We start from the raw sequence: 5,511 nt of genomic DNA, 5'->3' as shown, positions 1-5,511 counted from the left end.
CGAAAGCATGCTTATCAATTAAACTACACGAGGGCTATCCACATATGTCGCCATTTTCTATCAATAAAGAAGGAAGCTCCTCCTGACGTGGAATTCCTCATCAGTAAAGAGCTTCTTCCAATCCGACCTGGACGCAAAGACCCTCGCAAAGTCAAAGTCCAAACCGCTATAAGCTTTCTGTACAGAGTAGCTTAACAAACTAATTATACTATCATTTCGGCAGATGGACATCTGCCTATTTTCTATGCCCTGAAGGTTTAAAAACCATCAAAAAAAGAGAACTGATTACCTTATTCAGGTTCTCAGTTCTCTATTTCTTTTTGTTGTCATCTTATCTTAATGACATTGGCCTGATGGCTGCGCCTTTTTTTGTTTATCTATGAAATTAGCCCTGGCTACTGCTTGAACTGCTTTCTGTTGTATTCTGATCACTTGGCATCTGGCCGTTCATTCTGCCGCCTTTGTCACCACGGAACTGACCATTTGGCATCTGACCATCCTGAGGCATCTGACCGCCTTCCGGCATCTGGCCACCTTCAGGCATCTGTCCGTCAAAGCCGTCTGGCATCTGGCCATCCTGAGGCATCTGACCACCCATTCCTCCGTGGCCTCCGCCGAATCCGCCCATTCCGCCCATCATCTGGTTGGTGAGCTCTGTAACTTCCTCGCCGTTAACTGTAACTGTTCCGCCATTTAACTGAGCCTCGCCGTCCCAGTCAAAGGCTGAGTTTCCGGTAACTGAGATTGTTCCGCCGTTGATGTAGATATTTCCGTTGGCATCAAAACCGTCTGTGTCTCCGGCACCCATGTTTACTGTGATATCGCCACCGTTAACCTCTATAACAACATCGTAGGCAGTGCTCTTCTGAGTTGCATTGATTCCATCATCGGAAGCTTCAATCTTGATGGTTCCGTCGTTGATCTGCACGTAAGTTGCTTCAAGTCCCTCTGAAGCAGTGATATCGAAGGTTCCGCCGTCAATCATGAGAACTGTTGTTGCCTGAATGCCATCCTCTGTAGCGTTAATTGTGAAATTGCCGTCCTGGATGTAGATATATCCAAGAGTATTGTCATCTGAATTTTCGCTGTGGAAAGCGTCTTTTTTACTTGTTATATCAAAAGAGCCATCGTAGATCCTGATGGAATCGTTAGCCTCTACAGTATCTTCAGCTGATGTGATGTTATAGGTTCCGCCTGTAACCTTGAGGTCGTCCTTGGCAGAAATTCCGTTTGCTGTTGACTCGATGTTAAGTGTTCCTGTTCCGTTGAGAACAAGGTCTGACTTTGAATAGATAACTGCGTCTAAGTTTGTTGTGCCGTCAGCTGTAAAGGTTCCTGTGACCTTAAGTGTGCTGGTACCATCTGCTGTAGTTACAAATACCTTGTCTGCGCTCTTTACGTAGATTGCCGGATCTGTTGTGTTAGTAATGCTTGCGCCATCAAGTACGATCTGTACTTTGTCTGTATCTGCAGCCTCTACGATAATTGATACATCGGTAGCTGTTCCGCTTATTACATATACACCTTCCTGTGTGATGCTGATGTCCTGACCATCCTCAAGTGTCATATAGTAGGCATCTGTGAGATCAGCCTCCTGTTCGAGATCTCTTTCGGAAAAGAAATCTGAAGTATCAATCAGTGTATCGGAACTGGCTGAAGCTGATGATGAAGAAAGATTTTCTTCCTGGGTGCTTGCTCCGGACTCCGAAAGCTCTTTTTCCATGGAAGGCTCAGCTGTATCTGCGGACGACTCCGTTCCGATCATAGATGAAACTTTATCTTCAATATCAGTTGTTGCACAAGCTGTAAGTGTAAGCGCTGATGCAATGAATACGGTCATTAAGGCTACTGTGATTTTATCTCTTTTAAGCATTTTTGTTTCCCTCACTTTATTTTTGGATTATATGCACCGTAAGTGCACGTGGTTTTCTTTGTTCTGAAGTCATTATTGCATGGCTACCTAAATCCAAACTTAAAGAAGGATAAAAAAATTGTGACTCACTTGTGTGCTTTGTTTGCAGCCCAGAGAGGAATCAAAGTCAGGAGCACAATGACGACGCCAGCCAGGAACAGCGTATTTGTGGGAAGATAGGCTGTAAAGCCGTTCTCGTCAATGATCTCGCCGTTGTTTTTGATGATAGGGTTTGAGATGAGAGGGGCAACTACCATAGGAATCAGCACATAGAAAATGATGCGGATGCCTTCAAACTGGCCTCTGGCGTCCTCGGGATAAAGCCTCTTGGACCATACGGTAATGGTCTGTAAAAAGAGAATGTAGCCTATACCTACGAGGAGGACTCCGATAAGGAGTACGGGATTCCAGATGGTAGATGGGTTTACGTTTTCCGGTGAAACCAAAAGCCCGATAACCAGAAGGCCTATGGCGTTGATCACAACCGCAAACAAAATGATCAGAGAAGATTTATCTTCACGGATAAACTTAATGGCCGGAATTGACGTGAACATGGCAAGTAAAAGTCCCACACCTTCAATAAGGCCCATGGTATCTGCGGTAAAACCAAGGTAATAGATCATGAAATTACCAAGGTGAGAGAAGTATACATTAAATGAAATAAAGTAAACGGCCAGCATCAGGTTGACGAAGACAAGCTCGCGATGCTTTAAATACTCTTTTACATTGAATATGGAAAAGAACTGCTGGCTAAAACTGCCCTTGATCGAAGGGCGCAGAGTTTCCACATCCTTCATGCCGAAGAGTGACACAAGTCCAAGGACAATCACACTACCGCCGATAACTACAAACAGGCGCATATAATTGTCGTTAGCTCCGACCAGTAGTCCGCCAAGCACAGTTCCTGCAATGGTTCCGATAACCGGCTGAACTGCCAGAGCAGCGCCAAGAGAACCGGAGTTTTCCGGTGTCATGTGGTCGTTGATCCAGGCGTTAAATCCGATATCATTGCCCATGGAACCAAAGAAACTCATTATGGCATCGGCAGCGATAACAGCGAAGGCAATTCCGATAAAAGCAGCTGTGTCACTGTTTCTTTTGCCCAAAAACTCAGTCGTTCCAAAGAGAATAGTGAAGACACCCCAGAAAATATAGCCCAGGGAAATAAGAGTCTTACGATTGCCCTTTCTGTCGGAAACGCAGCCGAAGAGGAACGTGGATATCGTAGTGGCAAGAGCTGATATTGCAAGCATCCAGGATATGATGGTGGGATCCTTGGCAATCTTGGCGTACACGAAGGTGTTAAACCACTGATTCTCAATGTTCCAGCACAGCTGTCCGGCAAGGCCAAGGAGCCATACCAGTATCCAGAATTTTGCGGGATTTGTCTTTTTACCTGTTTTCATGTTTGCCTCCCTAAAATATTGATAATTCTATTATAATACTTGGCGTGGTAAGGTTACATTTAGCCTTCAAATGTGGTATAAATATTCGAGGAAAGATAAGCCCGAAACAGGGGGAGGTTACAGTTTTGAACAACAGAAATATTCTAAAGAACAAATTGTTTTTGTACCTGACGGAATTCTTTGCCGGAATGTCCGTTATGGCAGTAGAGCTGGGTGCATCTAGGCTCCTGGCACCTTACTTCAGTTCCTCGCAGATCGTTTGGACCATTATCATCGGAACCATCATGATCGCCATGGCACTGGGTAATATCTACGGCGGAAGGAAGGCAGATAAAGATCCAAATCCCGACAAGCTCTATCGCAGGATACTTATCGCAGCTATCTGGATCGGCCTGATACCCGTTGTTGGCAAGTATATTATTATTGGAATTTCAGCGCTGATAATTTTTACGGTTAACAGCAATTTCCTGGTTATAGCAGCTTTTGCAGCATGTATGGTGGTGTTTGTATTCCCGCTGTTTCTTCTGGGAACAGTAACACCGAGCCTTGCAAAATACACCACGGATTCACTGGATGATAACGGAAAGATCATCGGTACTCTTGGTGCATCAAACACTGTTGGAAGTATCATCGGTACTTTCGTGCCCACATTCGTGACAATCCCGGCCGTGGGAACAGCCGTGACATTCCTGATCTTTGCAGGTGTTTTACTTGCACTGGCTGTTGTTTATTTCTTAAGTCCGGCAGAAGGAAAAAAATCTCTGGCCAAAGGTGATATGACAAGGATCATAGCTGGTATCCTGGTTTTCGTACTTTGCGTTGCTTTTGGCCACAATACCAGCTTTGCATTTTGGGAGAACGGACTTACCTATGAAGGTGAGTCGGTTTACAACTACCTTCAGGTTAAGGAAACAGACAGAACAGTGATCCTTTCTACAAATGTTCTGTTTGGCGTTCAGTCTATCCTGATCAAGGACGGAGCGCTTACCGGAATGTATTACGATTATGCTCTTGCTGCTCCGTATATGGCAGGCATCAAGGAGAAGCAGGCAGCAGGAGAGGACTGCAACGTTCTGATCCTCGGCATGGGTTCCGGAACCTATGCGACTCAGCTCTCAAGATATTTTGACAATGTTAAGGTTGAGGGTGTTGAGATTGATGATAAGATCACAGCCCTTGCGCATGAGTACTTCCAGCTTCCCGAGGATGCGAAGGTTACAACCTATGACGGAAGAGCGTATCTGGCAGCAGACAAGGATCTGTACGATGTTATCATGGTCGATGCCTATCAGGATATTACCATTCCTTTCCAGATGTCATCTGTAGAGTTCTTCACCATGGTAAAAGAGCATTTGGCTCCGGGCGGAGTTATGGTCGTTAACATGAACATGTATAGCGATGATGGATTTACTGATGGAGATTCTGAGGGTGAAGCTAGCATCAATACATATCTTGCTGATACTATTGGTCATGTATTTGAAAATGTTGTTGTGGTAGATGTACCGAATGCAACCAATAAGGAACTCTTTGCAACAGATTCTGATGATTTCATGGTAAGGCTTGGTACCAACGCTGCCATGGAAGATAATCCAGACCTTAGCGCTATGATGAAGAAGGTCATGGATACAAGCCAGAGCTATATGGGAAAAGGCCACATCATGACCGATGACAAGGCCCCTGTAGAGCTTCTTGGAATGAAGCAGATCGACCTGATCATTAAGGATGAAGTTTCATATTACAGAAAGATATATGAGCAGAAGGGAATTCAGGGGCTTATAGATCTGCTGTGATTTGTTTTATGAATTGAATATAGTGGAGGTGCTTCGCCTCCTGCCTTCCCCGGATAGGGGATTCTAGCACAAAACGCCAAGCTATCAAGGACAAGCTAAAGTGCGCTAAAAAGCAGCGCATCCTTGAAATCTTGTCGTTTTGTGCGTTTAGGTCACTAAAGGGGAAGGCAGGAGGGTGCTGCCGGGAAGGGATGCGCGTTGAGGCAGGGAGAATCCTGTTGTGCAAGTATTGGCCTAGTGTATGGCTGGTCAATTACTGTCCTGAAGGGGAAATTGCAAAAATACCGTAAGAGAATTTGAGCGATTCGTTAAAGTGAACCCCGTGTCAAGGACACACACTCATATTTTTGGCAGTATTTATTGCCAATGCTGATGGTAGTTGATTGGTTACTTTATAATGATA

At 44.9% G+C, this 5,511-nt stretch carries 3 protein-coding genes; 1 reads left to right on the top strand and 2 read right to left on the bottom strand.

The features are described from left to right. Nucleotides 1-385 precede the first annotated feature (385 nt). Nucleotides 386-1,873: a carbohydrate-binding domain-containing protein gene (locus tag G632_RS20755; RefSeq protein WP_022770938.1), complete on the bottom strand. Its 1,488-nt coding sequence runs from the start codon at nt 1,871-1,873 to the stop codon at nt 386-388. 125 nt (nt 1,874-1,998) lie between these two features. Then, on the bottom strand, nt 1,999-3,318 hold the full coding sequence (locus G632_RS0118125) for an MFS transporter (RefSeq protein WP_022770937.1): 1,320 nt from the start codon (nt 3,316-3,318) through the stop codon (nt 1,999-2,001). A 125-nt stretch (nt 3,319-3,443) separates the two neighbouring features. On the opposite strand from G632_RS0118125, the gene G632_RS0118120 reads away from it, so the two are divergent. Continuing rightward, complete coding sequence (locus G632_RS0118120; RefSeq protein ID WP_022770936.1) at nt 3,444-5,108, top strand: spermidine synthase; 1,665 nt, start codon at nt 3,444-3,446, stop codon at nt 5,106-5,108. Nucleotides 5,109-5,511: the final 403 nt, after the last annotated feature.

Origin of the sequence: Butyrivibrio sp. NC2007 (assembly GCF_000421405.1) — a bacterium.
Classification (GTDB): Bacteria; Bacillota; Clostridia; order Lachnospirales; family Lachnospiraceae; genus Butyrivibrio.
The sequence above is the reverse complement of the archived record's forward strand: the minus strand, read 5'-3'. Positions and strand labels throughout refer to the sequence as shown.